This window comes from Komagataeibacter sp. FXV3 (genome assembly GCF_015155755.1).
In the GTDB taxonomy this organism is placed as follows: Bacteria; Pseudomonadota; Alphaproteobacteria; order Acetobacterales; family Acetobacteraceae; genus Komagataeibacter.
This window is the reverse complement of record NZ_VWPI01000008.1, coordinates 16,500-33,237: the sequence shown is the minus strand read 5'-3', so window position 1 is coordinate 33,237 and position 16,738 is coordinate 16,500. Positions and strand designations below refer to the sequence as shown.

Here is a 16,738-nt window from a genome sequence, read left to right as displayed (position 1 = left end):
GGCAGTCCGTTCACAACAGTGCCTCCAACATGGTCGTCAAATGACGGACCATCGCGATCAAGGCCTGAAGGACCTGCGAACAGGTCCCCAGTCATTCACCCTTTGAGAAATTGCGGCATCTACACCTTCCGCCGGTCCCGAATGCCTCCCTAAGCCAGCAGGAAGGAACACAACTCCCAACAGACCGGCCTGCCGATAAGGTCTATATTGTTCCCTGATGACACAGCGCCTTCCGTCAGGGGCGTGTTAACTGTTCACTTCGCCAGTGCGTCCAGAATCCTTCCCCGTAGCACCGCCCCCGCCACCCCCAGACGCCAGCCAAAATGCGCAGGGATAGGCCGCAAGGGTGAAACCGGCAGCAGGATTTCCTCAGCGGGAACCCCGCTGATCCGGCGTGCGATCTCACGTCCCATGAGGGTCGCCATCGCTACCCCGCGGCCATTATACCCTACACAGGCCATGATCCCCTCAATCGGTTCATGCCAGTGGGGATAATGGTCAAGCGTAATGGCAATCTGGCCGTTCCATCCATACCGCCATGCGACCCCCTTCAGGAATGGCCACAGCATGCAGGCATGTTTCTGCAGGAACGGAAATGTCGCGGGGCCTGACAGATCGCGGGATGCTGACCGCCCACCAATAAGCAGGCGTCCCGCGCCATCAATCCGGTAATATGTCACCAGTTCGCCCATTTCATACACGACTTCACGATCGGCAAGAATGCGCTCTACAAAGGGGGCAGGCAGCGGATCCGTCGCGATAATGGCGCTGTAAGCAGGGACAAGAGTGCGGCGCAGACGGTTCCACAACCGTCCTGTATACCCATTGGTGGCAAAGACGACGTGTCTGGCGTTTACGCTACCATGCGGTGTCCTGACCAGCCATTTCCCGTTTGCACGGCGCAGGGATATGACGGGCGAATTGGCATGGATAATCGCACCGTTATCAATCGCAGCCTGCGCCAGCCCACGCGTATAGGCCAGTGGATTGACCTGCCCCCCGCGCGCGTCAACAAAGCCACCACAGTAACGGCTGGTTCCCGTTCGGGTGGCAATGTCCGTACGATCCAGCCAGGTTACTGGCCCGCCACGGTCACGACATTCATTGAACAGTTTCTGTTCATGGGGAAGCTGCCCCTCTGCCGTAGACGCGCGGATCGTGCCACCACGCGCTGCATCGCATTTGATGCCGTATTTCTCGATCAGGTCAAATACAAGGTCAGGGGCCTCCCATGCTGCATCGGCCAGTGCTGCCCCATGGGGACCAAGGTCACGCTCGACCTCGGACGGCAGGGTCTTGAGACCGGGATTGACCTGTCCACCATTACGACCCGATGCGCCCCAGCCGATCTCATTGGCTTCCAGCACCATGACTTCAGATCCTGTCTGCGCAAGGTGCAGCGCCGCCGACAGGCCGGTAAAGCCTGCGCCAATCAGAACGGTTTCACATATGTGCTCCCCCTGCAATGCGGTCGTAACCGGTCCGGGCGGGCTGACAGCCGCATACAGGCTGGGGGGAAAGGATTTATATGAAATGGAAGCCATGACTACGTGTACTCCACCATGAACCCTGAAAGATCGGGTTCAGATTATCACGAAAGACGTGATGTATCGGACGCCCCCACCGGAACGGTTGCCTTGTGCCCTGCCTGGGCCGCCTGTGCGTATCCGTTACGGCGCCGACGTCCAAAAGAGAAGTTTTCGATCACGATGATGATGCCAAGACTGATCGTGCTCAGCACGATTTCCTGACGCGTATGTTCAGTAGCAAAGAACATGGTGACCAGCGTGGCCAGCAACGCACCCAGTATCCCATATGACAGGAATGGAAACCCCCACATGGGAAGCGCAGGTGGCTCCCCCCTGGCCATACAGGCGCGACGCAGGCGGATATGCGCCACGACAATCAGTACATAGTCAAACAGGATGAAGGTGCCACTCGCACTGACCAGGAAACCGAATACCCGTCCCGGCGCCATCATACCCACCAGCGCCACGATAACCGCGACCACACAGCCACACAGGATGGCACGCACGGGCGTACCCTTCGCGTTGCGCTGAAGAAAGGTACGGGGCGCATCACCATTTTCCGCCAGTTCGCACAGAATACGTGATGTTATGTATATACCTGAATTAAGGGCCGACAGTGTTGCGATCAGCATGACGGCCGTCATCATGGCCGATGCAAACGGCACGCCGATATATTCCAGCGTCGCCAGAAAAGGCGAATATCCAGGCACGACACGCGACAACGGAAGCAGGAAGATAATAAGCCCTATGGATACAAGATAGAAAATCATGATCCGCAGCACAACCGTCCGGGTGGACCGGGCCACGTTACCCGCCGGGTCATGACTATCGCATGCGGCGATGGTCGTTATTTCCGATCCCGCCATGGAAAGCATGATACCGGGAATGACCGCCAGCAGGGTAAACAGGCCGTGCGGTATCAAGCCGGCGGCGGAAAACAGCGCCCCGCCCGGGCTGGCTGCGCCTTTCACGCCAAACAGGACAGACACGCCAATCAGGATAAAAACCACGATCGTGGTGATCTTGAGAACCGAGAACCAGTACTCGAATTCCCCATACCCCCTTACGGAAAACAGGTTGACCCCTGTCATGATCCCGATCACCAGCAATTCGATGACAAGATAGGGAAGCGGCAGGTAGGGGCTGAGGAAACTGGCGGCAGCAATTGCCTCCAGCCCCAGCAGGGTGGCCCACATGATCCAGTAGATCCATCCCGCGATGAACCCGACCCGCAGCCCCAAACCCCGGCGGATCTGCCCGACAAACGAACCGGTATCGGGGGAAGCAACAGTCATTTCCCCCAGCATCCGCGTCACGCACATGACCAGCAGACCACACAGAAAATATGAAAACAGTACCCCGGCCCCAGCCGTGGAAATGGCCGTAGCCGATCCCACGAACAGACTGGCCCCAATCACCCCCCCAATCGAGATCATGGAAACGTGCCGGTCCTTGAGCACCGCATTTTCCGGAGCCGTCTTTACCTTGGGCGAAGGCGGTGAAAGGCTGTTCATACGTTCTTACCCCATTCCCAACAGATGATCCCGGCCCCGGTCCAGTGCTTAGAAATGCGCGCTGATCGTTCCGAAATACTGTCGTGGCGCACCACGTTCGACAGAATACAGATCGCCAGACATCGGGTTGCCGTTTTCACCCATCATAGAGATATATTTCGTATTCGTAAGATTATATACGCTGAAATCGAGGGTCAGGTTTTTCAGGGGGCCATAATCGCCAAAGCGGTAACGTGCGCCCATGGTAACCAGCCAGTAACCCGGCACGGATGTATCATTGGTATAGCTATAGTAGCGGCGGGAATAATAATTGGCGTCAATATGCGCTTCCGCACGATGGAATGCGTATGTCAGGTTGGATTTATACATGAACTTGGGATAGTTTACGATATTCTTTTTATTGACATCATAAACATGACCAGCCGATTCAAGATTACTACCATAAGTAGCATGATTGTAGCTGATGCTGTTGAACATCGACAGTCCCTTCATCACACCGCTCTGGAACGGGTGCAATGTCAGGGTGGCATCAACACCATACATGGAAATATCGGTCTGCTGTACCGACAGGACCGGGTTGTTCAACGTGCCCGCATTCACTTCCAGCAGGCGATGGTTGTCGTTGACGTGGTAGGCATCAACCGAGAAATTGGCGTATTTGTCGTTAAAACGATAGCCGACAAGATAGACCCAGTCCCGTTCCGCGGGCGTCGAACCCTGTAGTTTACGGAAGGTCGCCTGATCCTGCACCGCCCACAGCGACGCCTGCCCGGCTGAACCCCAGGACTGGACACCATAGCCACGCATGTTCTCGGCCACGTCAAAATACAGTTCATGACCGGGCAGGAAACGCCAGTTCACACTGACGTGGGGCAGGAAGGCCGCCGCCGCCGTCATGCTGCCATTAGCCAGCGCGGATGCACCGGTATAAGCAGCGTCATTATACTGCGCCCCACCCGATGTCGTGGTGATCATGGACTTGAAACCGGCATGAATATCCAGGTTATGCAGCACATGATACGTATCGGACATGAAATACTGGAATGTATCCGTGGTCCATTTGAAATCATACGGGCTGAGGAAGGCGCGGCCATACGTATTGTACGGCCCGATCGTCTTGAGCGGCGCAAGGCCACTGGACAGGGATGGTTCGTTATAGAAATACTGACCCATTTCCTGATTGTTGTTTTCCAGCCAGATACCTGTCTGGAACGTATTATGCGCAATATTGTATTTTATGGATGACGTCATACCATAACGCACCTGGTGGGACTGCCAGACCTGCTCGGACAAAGGGGCTGCCTCTGTCGCACCCGGCAGCACCTGCGAAGACTGCCCGGGATCTGCATAGGTGGAATAAAGGACCTGACTGTTACCGTAGAACAGGGTTTTCCAATGCAGGTTCTTGGTCATCGCCATATCAAATGTCAGACCACCGAGGTAGTCGACCTGATGCTGGCCACCATCATACAACTGTGCATCGCCGCCATATTTCTGGGCCTGCTTATAGGCAGCGCCATAATTGGGGTACAGGTAATCATCACTCCAGCCGCCGTTCTTGATTTCAGTAAGCGACTGATCAACGTAACCCCACTGGGAGTTGTTTGCCCAGCTCATGAAACCGGAAATGCTGCTGTCTTTTCCTACGGGCTGCACCAGCTTCGCTTCTGCCTGCTGCTGCAACTGGTCACCATAGCCCCTCCATTTATGCGTATCGGAGCGGGCATAGGCGATATACATCTTGGTTCCGGTGCTGTTCATGGCACCCGTATCAAACCGCCCATAAGTACGGAAAGAAGCATTACTGCCGAACATCTGCGATACGTCGCCACCCATCTTGTCAGACGGATTGGCGCTGGTGACCTGGATGGCGCCACCCAGGTTGGTGGTGGACATGGTATCAACCGAACCACCACCCTGTGATACAGACATACCGCTGATATTGTTTGTGATGATGGCCTGCGACAGGTTAAGGCCGTTCAGCGTTGCATAGGACTGGTCATTCAGCGGAATGCCGTCCAGCGTCATGCCGATATTGTTCCAGTAGAACCCACGCATGTACAGACTGCTCGACCATCCATCCAGCCCCAGCGCATCACTGGAACTGAAGCTTAGCCCTGGCGTGCGCGCCGCCAGTATTTTCATGGGGTTCGTTCCTGCCACGAACTGCTGCATGACCTTCTGGCCCATGCGCTGTTCCGTGCCATGCGAGACATTACGGCGCGCGCTGACGGAAAGGGATTCGACAGGACGCGCCCCTTCCGCATGCCTGACTGCCATATGGCCCTTGCTCGCCGGATTATGACCATGATCCGTATGCGTCAGGTCTGCCCCCCAAGCCATCTGACAGTCAAGCGCCGTCGCTGCAAGAAGAACACCACACAAGGGCAATTTTCTGACCATTCCTGCCATTTCCGTCCCAAAAAATGTTTCCAAGGCAATAAGGCTTCAGTCAGCCGGGAGCAGACCACACGAATATTGCGCATCCAGATCATTCCGAATAAGCACCATATCGTATATAGACAGTTTGGGTCCGCATGCCCGATCGTGTACATATGCAGTCAGCATGACAGTGCAATGCATCCGGCACCTACCTACTGCACTGATTACAAGAACGGAAATGGGGGCATATTGCCATTAGCTGGCCGCCATGAACCTGTCATGGCATATAGGGACAGGTCGTCAGGTTGTATCCCGACGGGGCCATATCCATCTTGTAACACATAGACAGATTGACTGACCAGTTATGGATAACCTCCCATGCCCCGCATTCTGATTGCCATCGGCCTGATCCTTCTTCTGGCAGGCCTGTGCTGGCCCCTGCTTTCGCGCCTGCCGCTTGGCAGGCTACCGGGAGATATCCTGATACAGAGGCAGAATTTTACTGTTTATATTCCCATTACGACCTGCGTGCTTGCAAGTGTCATATTTTCATTCGTGATGTGGATCATCAGGCGATAACGTCGTAGGCAACCTCTTTTCCAAAATGGAAATATTGCTCCACTCAATACGGCGACATGGGATTACAGTTTTATAATAAGATGTTTGTTTCTTACTTTCATGCACGCCCGGTTTTGCAGGAAGACAGCGTGCCTGCCATGGGCCATGGTCAAAGCACAGTCAACGACACCCGCGCCATCATCACCACAACTTTCAGATATCGTCATGGCGATCTGCCCCGGTGCGGGCCGCCCCAGAAACTGGCTATAGGAAGCATGAATTGTAAGATCATGTGGAAAAGGATGCACGGCATCGAATGAAGAAATCGGCACTTACGCGGCAATACAGGCGCAACCAGTCCTGCCGACAGGACAACCGGTTTTCAGTCAACAGCTTTATCGCCCCGTTTGGGTTCATGCAAAAAGACGGTTGCTGTGCAAGGGATCTCATCACGAAAAATTTGTGACAGTTTCGTGAAGATTACACTGTGTTGACGGGAAGAACGGCATTATGCCTGTCAAACTGTCATGACTACCTTTAATGCCTGCAGACAGGAAACCTGACATATGAAGGGCGGCCATTAACATGATATGGGTCATTTTTCAGTGCCAGACACGGTCATGGCATCCATATTGCGCCTATACTCCTGAATATTCCCGCTGCCCTTCCCTGTGATTCATTCAGACGAGCCTGCAATGCGACATCCTTTTCCATTCCATTCCCACACCGCGAGAACACGCAATACGGAAACCCGTGGTAATTTTACGCGGACCAGGCACCGTTTCCTGTATAAATGCATGGCGCATGCAGTACTGTTCTGCATCATCCTGTCCCTTTCACCGGGTACGGGCATTGCGGCAGAACCCCTTTCAACGAATGATGATAAAATCGGGTATTTCACGCCTGCCACGCAACCGGATGCGACAGCATACCTGCCACCGCCACCACAACCGGGCACAGCCCGACAGATGGTGGATGACCAGGCATTCACTTCAACCCGCATGCTCAAGGGCAGTCGACGTTGGGCATTGGCCACATCCGATGCCGATTTGCATGAAGATGCGCTGTTACGCAGCTTTTCGTGCGCGGCGGGGTTTACGATCAACAGTGCCAACCTGCCACATCTGACCGCCCTGATACACCGGATGGATGTATCTGAAACGACCGACATGCGTAAAAGCAAGTCCTACTGGCATCGCGCCCGTCCATTTGTCGGGAACGGGCAACCCATCTGCACGGAAGATGACCGGGAGCACCTTGCGACATCAGGATCCTATCCGTCGGGACATACGATGCTGGGCTGGAGCACGGCACTGGTTCTGGCGGAACTGTTGCCCCAACAGGCAACACAGATATTACAGCGGGGCCGTGTCTTTGGCGAAAGCCGCATCATATGCGGCGTGCATTGGGAAAGTGACGTGCAGGCAGGCTATATGCTTGGTGCCGCGGAAATCGCAGCCATGCATGGCAGTCCGGATTTTCGTGCGGACATGGAACAGGCCCGTGCAGAACTTGCGGCACAGCAGCATAATACAGCCAGACCACGCAAACGAACCTGTGCCCTGGAACAGGACGCTGCCCGCCACTCACCTTTGTAACAGTCATTCCCACCATGCATTAAACAAGCAACATGGTGTCTGGAATTCATATTCTTGCCCATGGGTTCCAGTTCCTGCAATACGCATGCATGACCACGTTCTCCAATCATGTCCGTCGCTTTTTTGCGTCCCCTGCCGGGGGCGCGACCATTCTGCTGCTGGCATCGGTGCTGGGATTTGCCATGGCAAACTCCCCATGGAAGGCAGATTACACAGTCTTGATAACATGGCCGATGAAGCTTTCCCTGCTGGGAAATCATGGTCCGTGTAATAGTGCTGAATGGGTCTCGGACGGCCTGATGACCCTGTTTTTTGTAACGGTGATCCTGGAAATCAAAAAGGAAATCATATCCGGGCATCTTTCCTCCCCCCGGCAGGTCGCACTGCCCCTGATCGGGGCGGTAGGCGGGATGATGGTGCCTGCGTTGACCTATCTTATGGTCACCCATGGCCATCCCGATATTTCAGGCGGATGGGCCATTCCCGTGGCGACTGACGCCGCCTTTACCCTGCCGGTCATCATGGCGCTTGGTCAGCGTGTTTCGACCGGCGCCCGGGTATGGCTGATGGCGCTGGCCATTTTCGATGATGTGCTGGGGATTATCGTCATTGCCCTGTTTTACGGGACCGCCCCTGACCTAGATGCCCTGATCGCCGCGTTCATCATCGCCGCCGCGCTGGTCTGCATGAACAGGGCAGGTATCGGAACAGTCTGGCCCTATGCCGCCGGTTGCGCATTCCTGTGGATTACATTGCTGAATTCAGGGCTGCACCCCACCCTGGCCGGGGTCATGACCGGATTGGGCCTGCCTGCAACATCATCGGGCAGGGATATCAGACGGTCCACGCCCCTGGACACGACAGCCAGCATTCTGGGCCCTGTCGTAACATGGGGTATTTTACCACTGTTCGGCTTCATGAATGCAGGGATTTCCCTTGCGGGCATGAGTACGGGCATGCTGCTTGAACCCCTTCCGCTTGGCATTATGCTTGGCCTGCTCATTGGCAAGCCGGTCGGGGTTTTCGGGACGACAATGCTGGCTGCCCGCCTGAAAATTGCAACGCTCCCGTCCGGCACATCCATAAAAACACTGTTCGGGCTTTCATTGCTTTGCGGTATTGGCTTTACGATAAGTATATTTATTTCTGGCCTTGCTTTTTCCGCATCAAATACTGTTTCCCTGGCCAAGATGGGGATATTTGCAGGGTCGGCCATCGCAGCAACCATCGGTTGGCTCTGGTTACGTTTTCTGCCCATGGCTGGCCATTCCGCGCGCCCATCCGCGCCTTATGTTCCCTGAATGATTGACACCCCGACCCTGCATTTTCCAAGCAGAACATCACATTATCACACACGCGCCATGCAATGTTCTTTTCCATAAATCAGGTCATGCCATCAATGCTGTGAGATGTTGCCATGACCATCCATATGGTTTTCACCCATTACGGCCATATCGCCACCTGCCTGCATACCGCCGCCCCCTCCGCCAGCGTTACCCCCTGCCCCTTCCTTCTTTCCTTCTTCCTTCCCCCGGTTCCCTGATCCCTGCGCGCGGGACGGTCCCTGCATCGGGAGGGCAAGGTCGGACGGAATGGGTTCAAGATCAAGCGCCTTACGGATAAAATCCCGTAGGGAGACAACCAGATCATGCGTATGCACGCGCTGCCCGGTCACCAGTTCCCGAGCGGCATGGTTGGCCAACCGGACGTGTTCCTCTGTTCCCAGCAGGATGATATCCGACAAAGCCGCCTCCACGGCGTCACGAATACGCCGGGCACGGTCGGATCCTGCCGTATCCGTTCCCTCATCCGGACGGACGGATGCCTGCGTATCGCCATTTTCCATAACACGTAATTCCCGCCGGTGCCGCGGGTCCACGGCCAGATCACCGGTAAAGGACCCACCCAGCGTACGATAGGCGGCGATCAGGGTGCGCAGGCGCTCGTTGATCTGTCGGTTCATCCGTTCACGCCGCTGCTGGACCACAACCATGACAAGCAGCCGGATACCCACACCAATCAGCGTAATCAGGGACAGCCCTATCGCGGTCGCCAGAAGGCTGTGCCATGAACTGAAATCGAGATTATGCACGACTGGCTCCTTGCACATGTGATGCTGCGCATACACAGCGGGACCGGGTCATTCAACGCGGACGGTCCGGCATGGCATATGTCACGGTCAACAGACACAACCCGTTTTTTTGATCCGGTTCAAGGCTACACTGCCGACCGGTCCATATGGCCGGAACAATCGTGTGAAAAACAGAACACGCCACCCGTGGATGCCCGGGTGGCGTGCTGCGTATCATCGACAGGGTGATGCCGCGATACGGCGACGGGCGTGAGATGAAGAAAGACCCGCCGCCATTCATGTCATGGGAACCAGCGCCGCCCGCAGCGGTAGGCAATCAGGTAGAGCCCCATGTAAATCATCGGGATGAAGAAGATGATCCGTTCAAGATCGCCCATCATGATCAGATCTCTCCATCGGGTGAAAGACTGGACTGGGCATCAAGCATGATCGCACCCGCCCCGGAAATAAGGATGATCATGACCGTGCCGATCACCCATGCGAAATACCATGGTCCCTGATCCCCCACGAACACGGCAAACAGCAGGGAAACGACCAGAACAACGGCCAGACCGGCCAGGCGCAGAAGCTTTGTCATCACGACCTCGCAATCAGTAACTATGGGTGTCGTTCACGACATCGGCGGTATGGACCTTGCCGCGCATGACATAATAACACCACGACGTATAGGACAGGATGATCGGCACGAAGATCCCCGCCACCACCAGCATGCAGCCAAGGCCATATTCACTGGCGGTGCTGTTCCATACCGTCAGGCTCTGGTCCGGCGCGGTAGAAGACGGCATCAGGAACGGAAACATGGCGCAGCCAACCGTGGTGATGGTGCCAGCCCATGCGCCCAGTCCCAGCCACCAGCCCGCAACGCTGCGACCAGCCGCCAGCATGGCAACGCCTGCAAGCATGCAGCCCAGCCCCACAAGCGGCAGCAGCCACAGGGCGGGATGGGCATGGAAATTGTACATCCAGCCCCCGGCAACCATCGCAACCGACTGCCCATGCAGCGGGTTGGCAGGCATGGCGGGGTTGACTGGTGCTGTCATGACAAAACCGGGCAGGAACTGCACCCATATACCGCCGATTACGAACAGGGCGGCCGCAACCAGACCGCCGCCAATGGCATAGCGCCGGGCGCGAGACCAGATCGGGTCATCCGCCCTCAGCATGAGCATCGCTCCACCCTGATAGACACTCAACCCGACAGACATAAGGCCACACAGGATGGCAAATGGATTGAGCAGATAGGACAGGAAGGATTGATCCTGATAGTACTGCCCAGTCCATCCGAAGTGGTATCCCACCCCTTCCAGCACGTTGCCGAATGCGGCCCCGTAAATGAACATCGGCACGAAGCCGGACACCAGAAACACCCAGTCCCAGCTTGCCCGCCACACCCTGCTGTCCGCCTTGGAGCGATATTCAAACGCCACGGGTCGCAGGATCATGCTGAACAATAGCGTAATCATGACCACGTAAAAGGTCGAGAAAGACGTACCGTACAGCGTGGGAAAAGCCGCGAAAATCGCCCCGCCCCCAAGGATGAACCAGACCTGGTTGCCATCCCAGTGGGGCCCGATGATGTTCAGCGCGGTACGCCGTTCCCCATCATTGCGCCCGACAAAGCGCAGCAGCGTGCCCACCCCCATATCCATGCCGACCATGGTGCCCAGGCCAATGAACAGTACACCCAGTACTGCGGCCCAGACTATTTTCAGTATCGCGTAAAGTTCCATTTCACCGTTTCCTGTCAGGACGCCATGGGACGCATGTCAAAGGCAGATACCATGGGCGCAGCAGGCGCGTGCGGTTCCATGCTGTCATGATCGGGGCCAAGGCGGGCGAACTTGAACATGAGGTAGAGTTCAGCCGCGATGAACACGCTGTAAAGCAGCACGAACCCGATCAGCGAGAACACCATGTACGACATCCCATGGCTGGAGGCCGAAAGGAAGGTCGGCAGCCAGCCGAACACGGTCCAGGGCTGGCGGCCCGCTTCCGCCGTGATCCAGCCGAACTCGGTCGCCAGGATCGGCAGCGGGATCGACCACATGCACAGTTTCAGCAGCAGGCGGCTACGCTCAAGCCTGCGCTTCAGGCTGAGATAGGCCGAAATGGCGAACAGCGCGAAGAACCACAGCGACAGGAACACCATAAGCCGGAACGACCAGAACGTGACGAACACATTGGGCAGGATATCGGGCTGCGTCGCCCTGACCACATCATCAACCTGATCCGCAGGAATGGCCGTGACATCCTGACCGGGTGCATGCCGGGTCGCCAGCAGGCCATAACCCATGTCCTGTTCATGCGCGCTAAACTGCGCAAGGTCCGTACCGCTATGGGTGACGCCATACCGGCGAAGTGCGGCAACCGCGTCGATCCCTGAACGTATGCGGGGGCCTGCCTGATCTTCCAGTTCGTGCATGCCGGTAATGGGCTGGTCAAACGTGTGGGTGATCAGCGGGGTCAGGACCAGCGGCACACCAATTTCGTAGTGATTTTCCTGCTTTGCGTCATCGGGCAGGGCAGCGACAATCCACGGTTCGAACGGCGGGTTGCTGGTGTGCCACAACCCTTCGATCGCGGCGATCTTGGTCGGCTGCTTTTCATAATCCAGCCGCCCCAGCACATCCCCCAGCGTGATGACGGCCACGGTGGAAATGATACCGAACAGGGCGGCCATGCGGAACGACCGTGCGGCAAACTGCCGGTGCTGGCCACGCAGCAGGTAAAAGGCGCTGATACCCATGACAAACATGGCCGCCGACACATAACCCGCTACCGAGGTATGCACGAACTTGGCCTGCGCATCGGGGTTGAAGACCAGGTCGACAAAGCTTTCGAACTGCATGCGCATGGTCTCGGGATCAAAATGCGCGCCTTCGGGCATGTTCATCCCGGCATTGGCGATCAGGATCCACAACGCCGACAGGTTGGAACCAAGTGCCACAAGATAGGTTACCGCCAGATGCGCCTGCCTGCTCAGCCGGTCCCAGCCAAAGAACATGAGACCGACAAATGTGGACTCCATGAAGAAGGCCATCAGTCCTTCAATAGCCAGCGGCGTGCCGAACATATCCCCAAAGAAGTGGGAATACATGGACCAGTTGGTGCCGAACTCGAACTCCATGGTGATGCCGGTGGCAACACCAATGGCGAAGTTGATGCCGAACAGCTTGCCCCAGAACTGGGCCATGTCCTTGTATATCTGTCGGCCGGTGACGACGTACACCGTCTCCATGGCCGCCAGCATGAATGTCAGGCCCAGCGTAAGTGGCACGAACATGAAATGGTACAATGCCGTCAGCGCGAACTGGAAGCGCGACAGATCGACGACATCGGGGTTAATGAATTCCACCGTCAGGTCTCCTGATTTCGGTATGGGCGTGAGGGGATTTTCCGGGTTTCAGGTCATCGTCGGGTCATGGCGCCCTCCCGGCCTCATGAAACCGGCCCCCTTCGACACGCACCACCCGGTCCATCCATGCTGCCACCGCAGGGTTATGGGTAATGCAGATGATGGTTGTCCGTGGCGGCAGGGCCGACAGCAGTGCGGTCATCAGGTCGTGCTCGGTATCGGCATCCAGCCCTTCGGTCGGCTCATCAAGGATGATCCATGACGGCGTGCGCAGGACGGCCTGGGCCACGGCCAGCCGTCGCGCCTGCCCGCCGGACAGGCGCACACCCCCTTCCCCGATCAGGGTATCCAGACCGGCGGGCTCCGCCTGCACGAAGGCATCAAGCCGGGCGACCCGCAACGCCTGCCACATCGTCGCCTCCGTGGCGCTGGGGCAGGCAATGGTCAGGTTGCGACGGATACTGCCCTGAAACAGGTGAAAGTCCTGCGCTACCACGCCGACATGTCGCGCCATGATGTCCGCATCGACATCCTTCAGGTCCACGCCGCCAAAACGGGCCGTACCTTCCTGATAGTCGTAAAAACGGAACAGCAGGTTCACCAGCGTGCTTTTGCCCGCGCCGGACGGCCCGACCAGGGTCACGCGTTCCCCCTGTCCTACCGACAGGTCCGCATGGCGCAGGACCCAGCGTTCCGCCCCCGGATAACGCAGCCCGATACCTGACAGCGACAGGCCGGACGGATCATCGGGGCACCGGGGGGCTGCTGGCGTGGCTACACATGGCGGGGCATCGCACATGGCGAATACCCGGGTCGCCGCATGCCACACCTGTCCCAGCAACTGCCGTGCGGCAGGCAGCGGACTGACCACATCAAATGCGGCCAGACCACCTAACGCCAGCATGGGCAGGCAGGCATCTGACAGCGAACCATTACGGCAGGCCCCGCTCGCCACCGCCAGGATACCCACAGCGCCCAGCATGGCGATGATTGTCGTGGCGCAGCGCGCGCCCCCTTCAATCAGGGCCACATGCCTGCGTGCATGACGGATATCAGCCTGCCGGTCGGCAATGCGCCCCTGCACGCTTTCCGCAGCGCCGAGGAACATGAACTCCCCCATGCCCTGCAGCACTTCGGTCAGGTCCGCATGCATGGCGTCCTGCTGGTGGCTGATCCGGCGCGTGGCACGACGGGATACAGCACCCGCCACTATCGGCAGCATGCCTCCACATACCACCAGCCCCACTGCCAGCACCATGGCGGCGGCCAGGGAAAACATTCCCGTCACCGCCACGAACACCACGCAGCAGATGGTGGCACTGGCAAAGGGAAGCAGCCCCTCCAGATAGAACTGCCCCAACCGATCCGTATCGGCCACAAAGCGGAACAGCATGTCCCCACTACGATGCCGCGCCAGCACGGCGGGGGCCTGCGGGGCAAGGCGACTGACGCTCCATGTCCGCATGCGCCCGATCAGGCGCAGGGTCGCGTCATGGGTAACCAGGCGTTCCAGATAACGGGCCAGAATACGCACGGTAGCAAAAAACCGCACCCCGACGGCTGGCAGGAACAGGTTGAATGCATTACGCGCGGCAATACCCCCCAATCCCGCCGCGGCAGCCGCGGCCAGCAACCAGCCCGACAGGAACAGCAGGCCGAAACTGGCCAGCGACGCCATAACGGACAGTACAAGCCCCAGCGCCATTTCCCGCCGCATGGGCCGCATGAGGACAATGATGCGATGAAACGTGTTCATGCCGCATGCTCCAGCCTGTACGGGACGGCACACACCCGCCCGTCGCGTATGCGCAGTATCTGCCCGGCCTGCGCGATCATGGCGGGACGATGGGCGATCACGATGGCGATCCGGCCTGCGGCCGCACGCGCAATGGCCGCCGCCACGCGCTGTGCGCCCTGCGGGTCAAGATTGGCTGTCGGTTCATCAAGGATCAGGATTTGCGGGTTGCGCAACAGCACGCGGGCCAGCGCCAGACGCTGCACCTGACCGCCGGACAGACGCGCACCACGCTCACCAATCGGCGTATCGAACCCCTGTGGCAGGGCCTCGATAAAGGACAGGGCATCCGCCTGTGCCGCGACACGCCTCAGGGTATCCATATCGGCAGCAGGCATGGCCAGACGCAGGTTTTCAGCCACCGTGCCATGGATCAGGCGCGGCTGCTGTGGCAGCCAGCCAATCCTGTCGTGCCAGTGCGCAGGCGTCATGCCGTGTTCATCCGTGGCGGTCATACGCCCCTGCACCGGCGGCAGCAGTCCGAGCAGCAGACGGGTCAACGTGGTTTTCCCGGCCCCGCTTTCACCTGTTACGACTGTCAGGGTGCCGCGCGTGAACGTGCAGTTTACATCAGACAGAACCGGGACGCCGTTTTCGTATCCGGCCGTTACGTTTTCACACGCTACGGATACCAGCGGCGCAGTGCTGGCTTCATGCGCGTCAGGTTGCATGGACGTGATCGGCAGGGCAAACAGCCTGCTGATACCCGTCATGGCTGCGGTTGCATTCTGCCGGGCATGATAACTGGCGGAAAACGCACGCAGCGGCATGAAATATTCCGGCGCCAGCAAAAGGACCAGAAAGGCCGACTGAAAATCCGCCTTCCCTTCCAGCAGGCGGGAACCGAACACGACCGCCACAAGGGCGATGGACAGGCTGGCGAAGAATTCCAGCACGGCGGAGGTCAGGAACGCCACCTTCATGACAGACATGGTGGTCTGGCGGTATTCATCCGCCATTCCGGCCATGGCAGCCACACTGTCCCGCGCGCGGCCAAACAGCCGCAATGTGGTCATGCCCTGCAATATATCCAGAAACGCTGATCCCAGCAGCAGAAGCTGTGTCCACTGCCGATCCATGATCGCCTGCGCACGATAGCCCACCAGCGCCATGAAAACGGGAATGAGCGGCCCGGTGCAGGCCAGTATGAGAAAGCTCCAGCCATCCAGATGCAGCACCATGGCCAGCACCAGCAGCGGCACTACCACCATCATGGCGGCACGTGGCACATATTGTGCGAAATAGGGTTCCAGTGCTGCGATACCATCCCCCAATGCCGTGACCATCTGTCCGGCTGCCTGCCCGGCAATGCCGACCGGGCCAACATTAAACAGATGCCGCAGCAACTCACCGCGCAGGGTGGATGTCAGCCGCAGGCTGCCCTCCGCCGCCGCCATATCCGCAGCCCATTGCAGCAGGACGCGCCCGGCCAGCAATGCAAGCAGCAGTCCCAACGCATGGAATTCATCGCCAAAGGCATGGCCATGGAAAGCAAGGTCGGAAACGATGCGCGCCAGCATGGCCAGTTGCAGCACCTGCAGCACCGCGGCACCCCCGCCAAGCAGCACGGCCACACCAAGCCACAGGCCCATGCGCCGCGTAAGCCCCGCAAGGCTTCTGTCGCTGGAATATTCCATGCCTACTTTCACACCATTGCCCCATGCGCACAGACAGCGAACGCAGCGGAGGGTATAAACAGTTACATACTTTATGTATGTATGATTAAGTTAATTATGTAACTGTCTGATGTCAAGAGAGACCATATTGGTCTTGTTGAAAAAATATCTGTCATACAAACAAAAAAAACGCACCATTATCTCAATGGTGCATTTCATTAATTACAATTTTTAATTAACTTTTTGGTCTACCAGCAGGTCTGCCGTATGAATTGAAACGGCACGTATCCAGGCCGCCG

General features: G+C 57.6%; 12 protein-coding genes. 3 read left to right on the top strand and 9 right to left on the bottom strand.

All coding sequences use genetic code 11. The annotated features are described in order from the left end of the window. Window positions 1-254: 254 nt before the first annotated feature. From F1542_RS01120 to F1542_RS01110, 3 genes are read right to left on the bottom strand one after another with little or no spacing between them, the layout of a single operon-like run. Window positions 255-1,544 carry an FAD-binding oxidoreductase gene (locus F1542_RS01120; protein ID WP_193731389.1) on the bottom strand — a complete coding sequence of 430 codons (1,290 nt, stop codon included), beginning with the start codon at window positions 1,542-1,544 and terminating at the stop codon, window positions 255-257. 47 nt (window positions 1,545-1,591) lie between these two features. Next, on the bottom strand, window positions 1,592-3,043 hold the full coding sequence (locus tag F1542_RS01115) for an amino acid permease (RefSeq protein WP_227672352.1): 1,452 nt from the start codon (window positions 3,041-3,043) through the stop codon (window positions 1,592-1,594). Between the two features lie 48 nt (window positions 3,044-3,091). Continuing rightward, a complete protein-coding gene (locus F1542_RS01110) occupies window positions 3,092-5,323 on the bottom strand; it encodes a TonB-dependent receptor (RefSeq protein ID WP_193731388.1) in 2,232 nt (743 codons plus the stop codon). Window positions 5,324-5,803: 480 nt separating this feature from the next. On the opposite strand from F1542_RS01110, the gene F1542_RS01105 reads away from it, so the two are divergent. The 3 genes from F1542_RS01105 (at window position 5,804) to nhaA (ending at window position 8,882) form a co-directional block, all read left to right on the top strand. Continuing rightward, the gene (locus F1542_RS01105; RefSeq protein WP_193731387.1) at window positions 5,804-6,004 is read left to right on the top strand and encodes a DUF2905 domain-containing protein; all 201 of its coding nucleotides are present in this window, start codon (window positions 5,804-5,806) and stop codon (window positions 6,002-6,004) included. Window positions 6,005-6,780: 776 nt separating this feature from the next. After that, entirely contained in the window at window positions 6,781-7,581 is an 801-nt protein-coding gene (locus F1542_RS01100; RefSeq protein WP_193731386.1) for a phosphatase PAP2 family protein, read from the top strand. An 89-nt stretch (window positions 7,582-7,670) separates the two neighbouring features. Then, a complete protein-coding gene (nhaA, locus tag F1542_RS01095) occupies window positions 7,671-8,882 on the top strand; it encodes a Na+/H+ antiporter NhaA (protein WP_193731385.1) in 1,212 nt (403 codons plus the stop codon). Window positions 8,883-8,977: 95 nt separating this feature from the next. Here the strand turns inward: nhaA and F1542_RS01090 are convergent, their stop codons facing one another. From F1542_RS01090 to cydD, 6 genes are all read right to left on the bottom strand, one after another. Next, a complete protein-coding gene (locus tag F1542_RS01090) occupies window positions 8,978-9,673 on the bottom strand; it encodes a hypothetical protein (protein ID WP_193731384.1) in 696 nt (231 codons plus the stop codon). A gap of 382 nt (window positions 9,674-10,055) precedes the next feature. Beyond that, a complete protein-coding gene (locus F1542_RS01085; protein WP_025812284.1) occupies window positions 10,056-10,250 on the bottom strand; it encodes a hypothetical protein in 195 nt (64 codons plus the stop codon). Window positions 10,251-10,263: 13 nt separating this feature from the next. Next, a complete protein-coding gene (cydB, locus tag F1542_RS01080) occupies window positions 10,264-11,403 on the bottom strand; it encodes a cytochrome d ubiquinol oxidase subunit II (RefSeq protein ID WP_193731383.1) in 1,140 nt (379 codons plus the stop codon). 14 nt (window positions 11,404-11,417) lie between these two features. Continuing rightward, window positions 11,418-13,028, bottom strand: a complete 1,611-nt coding sequence (locus F1542_RS01075; protein WP_193731382.1) for a cytochrome ubiquinol oxidase subunit I — start codon at window positions 13,026-13,028, stop codon at window positions 11,418-11,420. 64 nt (window positions 13,029-13,092) lie between these two features. Then, window positions 13,093-14,784 (bottom strand): thiol reductant ABC exporter subunit CydC, encoded by a 1,692-nt coding sequence (gene cydC, locus F1542_RS01070; protein ID WP_193731381.1) that lies wholly within the window; start codon window positions 14,782-14,784, stop codon window positions 13,093-13,095. After that, complete coding sequence (cydD, locus tag F1542_RS01065; protein WP_193731380.1) at window positions 14,781-16,472, bottom strand: thiol reductant ABC exporter subunit CydD; 1,692 nt, start codon at window positions 16,470-16,472, stop codon at window positions 14,781-14,783. Before cydD ends, cydC begins: the two co-directional genes overlap by 4 nt. Window positions 16,473-16,738 lie beyond the last annotated feature (266 nt).

Excerpts from the sequence above, each read along its gene's own strand:
- F1542_RS01120 (WP_193731389.1), bottom strand. The coding sequence starts at position 1,544 with ATGGCTTCCATTTCATATAAATCCTTTCCCCCCAGCCTGTATGCGGCT.
- F1542_RS01115 (WP_227672352.1), bottom strand. The coding sequence starts at position 3,043 with ATGAACAGCCTTTCACCGCCTTCGCCCAAGGTAAAGACGGCTCCGGAA.
- F1542_RS01110 (WP_193731388.1), bottom strand. The coding sequence starts at position 5,323 with ATGGCAGTCAGGCATGCGGAAGGGGCGCGTCCTGTCGAATCCCTTTCC.
- F1542_RS01105 (WP_193731387.1), top strand. The coding sequence starts at position 5,804 with ATGCCCCGCATTCTGATTGCCATCGGCCTGATCCTTCTTCTGGCAGGC.
- F1542_RS01100 (WP_193731386.1), top strand. The coding sequence starts at position 6,781 with ATGGCGCATGCAGTACTGTTCTGCATCATCCTGTCCCTTTCACCGGGT.
- nhaA (WP_193731385.1), top strand. The coding sequence starts at position 7,671 with ATGACCACGTTCTCCAATCATGTCCGTCGCTTTTTTGCGTCCCCTGCC.
- F1542_RS01085 (WP_025812284.1), bottom strand. The coding sequence starts at position 10,250 with ATGACAAAGCTTCTGCGCCTGGCCGGTCTGGCCGTTGTTCTGGTCGTT.
- cydB (WP_193731383.1), bottom strand. The coding sequence starts at position 11,403 with ATGGAACTTTACGCGATACTGAAAATAGTCTGGGCCGCAGTACTGGGT.
- cydC (WP_193731381.1), bottom strand. The coding sequence starts at position 14,784 with ATGAACACGTTTCATCGCATCATTGTCCTCATGCGGCCCATGCGGCGG.